General features: G+C 68.7%; 2 protein-coding genes. Both read left to right on the top strand.

The window, feature by feature from the left end; translation table 11 throughout:
• A partial coding sequence (locus AB0M52_RS32770; protein WP_363961690.1) for a PxKF domain-containing protein occupies positions 1-207 on the top strand: 207 nt, incomplete at its 5' end.
• A 160-nt stretch (positions 208-367) separates the two neighbouring features.
• The coding region (locus tag AB0M52_RS32765; protein ID WP_363961688.1) for a M36 family metallopeptidase at positions 368-3045 on the top strand (2678 nt) is incomplete at its 3' end.

Below are 3045 nucleotides of genomic sequence, written 5' to 3'. Positions count from 1 at the left end.
ACCGTCAACCCCAGCGGTCCGATCACCCCGCGCCCCACCCCCGTCGCAGCGGTCAACCCCGGCGGATCGAGCATGTCCGCCAGTGCGAACGGCCAGTACAACTACGTGTGGAAGACCGACCCAAGCTGGGCCGGCACTTGCCGCGAATTCGTCCTGACCCTCGACAACGGATTCCAGTACCGCAGCTACTTCAAGTTCATCGGCTGATTCCCACCACCGATCCAAGGTAGAACCCAGGGAGGGAGCGTTCCGCACGACGGAACGCTCCCTCCGTCTTTCCCCAGCGAAGGGAACACCTGTGCCTTCATCCCCCCGGAGATCTCGTGGTCGCCGCAGTGCCGCGTTGCTGCTGTCCACGACTCTCGTCGTGTCCCTGACGTCGCTGACCTCGAACCCTGCCTCGGCTGCTCCCGAGGAGGGTGGCGCGTCGAATCCGATCTTCCTGACCGGCCCGAACGAGGGCTCCCCCGAAGACATCGCCACCCGCTACCTGCGGGGCAACCCCACCCAGCACGGCGTCACCAAAGCCGACCTCAGCGACCTGACCGTGCTGTCCAGCTACACCAGCCGCCACAGCGGCGTCACCCACGTCAACCTCGCACAACGCCACGAAAACCTGGAAATCTTCGGCGCCACCGCCACCGTCAACATCGCCAAGGACGGCAGCGTCGTCTTCGTCGGCGACACCCTCGTCACCGGCCTCGCCGACAACGCCAGCGGCACCGTCGACCTCGACGCCGTCGACGCCGTGGAAGCCGCAGCCGACGCCCTCGACCTCGCCGCCCCCAAGAACTCCCGAGTCATGAGCCGCGCCGGCGGCGCCGCCCAAAAGACCGTCGTCTCCGGAAGCGGCATCTCCGACGAGCCGATCCCGGCGAAGCTGGGTTGGCAGCCGACCGACGACGGGCTCCGCCTGGCCTGGCAACTCGTCATCGACGACTCCACCGACGCCCACCTCTGGAACGCCACCATCGACGCCGAAACCGGCGACATGCTCGACTCCGACGACTGGACCAGCCACGACAGCCCGGCGGACCTGGCCAGCACGTTGGGCCGGCCGGAACAGCAGACCTCGGCCGTCGCCACCCAGACCGTCGCCACCCCGATGGTCAGCCCGCTGAACCCGGTCGACGACGGGTCGAGCTACCTGGTCTACGAGTTCCCGAAGAACGACCCGAACGAGGGGCCGCAGACCGTGGTGACCAACCCGGCGGACGGGCTCGCCTCGCCGTACGGCTGGCACGACACCGACGGCGTCCCGGGTGCCGAGTACACCACCACGCGGGGCAACAACGCGTACGCCTATACCGACCGGGACGCCAACAACCAGGTCGACCCGGACAGTCCGGCCGACGGCGGGCCCAGCCTCACCTTCAACTTCGCGGCCGATCTCAACGAACACCCGCAGACCTACGCTCAGGCCGCGGTGGTGAACCAGTTCTACTGGTGCAACATCGTCCACGACATCACCTACCGGTACGGCTTCGACGAGCAGTCGGGCAACTTCCAGGTCAACAACTACGGTCGTGGCGGCGTCGGCGGCGACGACGTCATGTGCGAGGCGCATGACGGCTCCGGCCAGAACAACGCCAACTTCTCCACCCCGGCCGCGGACGGCGGCCGGCCGCGGATGCAGATGTTCCTCTGGCCGGGCAACCAGTTCGGCCTGCCCAACGCGGTGACGGTCGGCTCGGGCTCGGCCGCCGCCACGTACCAGGCGGAGTACGCGCGGTTCACGCCCGCCCCGACGAGTGCCGGCTTCGGCGGCGACGTCGTGCTGGTCAACGACGGCGTGGGGGCGACCGGCGACGGCTGCACCGCGTACAGCCTGCCCGCCGGTGCGATCGCGGTGGTCGACCGCACCAGCACCTGTAACTACTACGTCCAGGTGACCAACGCCGAGCAGGCGGGTGCCGCTGCCGTGGTGGTGGTCAACAACGTCGCCAGTGCTCCGGTGGTGATGAGCGGATCCATGAGCCCGCCCGTCGGGATCCCCGCCGTGATGGTGAGCCAGGCCGACGGCAACAGCATCAAGTCGGCGCTGCCCGCCGCCGGCCGGGTGCACCGCAACCTGGACCGGCCGGCGATGCGGGACGCCTCGTTCCGCGCGGAGACGATCTTCCACGAGTACGGCCACGGAGTCTCCCTCCGGCTGACCGGTGGCCCGGGGATCAACTGCCTCACCGGTGACGAGCAGATGGGTGAGGGCTGGAGCGACTTCCTCGCGATCGCCGCGCTGCTCAACCCCGCGATCGACGGCCCGGAAACCCCGCGCGGTTACGGGCAGTACGCGCTGTTCCAGGACAGCCGGGTGGGTGACGGTTTCCGGCCGCGGCCGTACTCGCGGAACATGGAGCTCCAGCCGTTCACCTACGACAGCATCAAGACCGGCGGTTGGCTCAACGGCACCTCGCTCGCCGCGCCGCACGGCATCGGCCACGGCTGGGCGGCGGTGCTGTGGGACATGGCCTGGGATCTCGTCGAGCGGCACGGGTTCAACCCCAAGGTGTACGAGTCGTGGAGCACCGGCGGTAACAACCTCGCGATGCAGCTGGTCATGGACGGTCTGAAGATGCAGGGTTGCGGCCCGGGCTTCGTCACCGGCCGCAACGCCATCATCGCCGCCGACGCGGCGTTGACCGGCGGCGAGAACTCCTGCACCCTGTGGGCCTCCTTCGCCCGCCGCGGCCTCGGCTACAGCGCCGTCCAGGGCACCACCAACCGCAATGACAACACCGAGGCGTTCGACACCCACCCGTCCTGCCGCGCCGACTTCATCGGCCGTAGCGCACAGCCGGGTCTGAACACCTTCACCGCGGGTGACGCGGCACCGATGAAGTTCAAGCTCGCCACCAACCGGGGCTTGGACATCCTCGCCAGCAACTCGCCCTACTCCCGCCTGGTCGACTGCGACACCCTGCGGACTATCAACCCCGACGGCCCCATCACGCCGCGCCCCACCCCCGTCGCAGCGGTCAACCCCGGCGGATCGAGCATGTCCGCCAGTGCGAACGGCCAGTACAACTACGTGTGGAAGACCGACCC

Origin of the sequence: Micromonospora sp. NPDC051296 (assembly GCF_040682255.1) — a bacterium.
In the GTDB taxonomy this organism is placed as follows: Bacteria; Actinomycetota; Actinomycetes; order Mycobacteriales; family Micromonosporaceae; genus Micromonospora; species Micromonospora craterilacus.
This window is presented reverse-complemented; position numbering and strand designations above follow the sequence as displayed.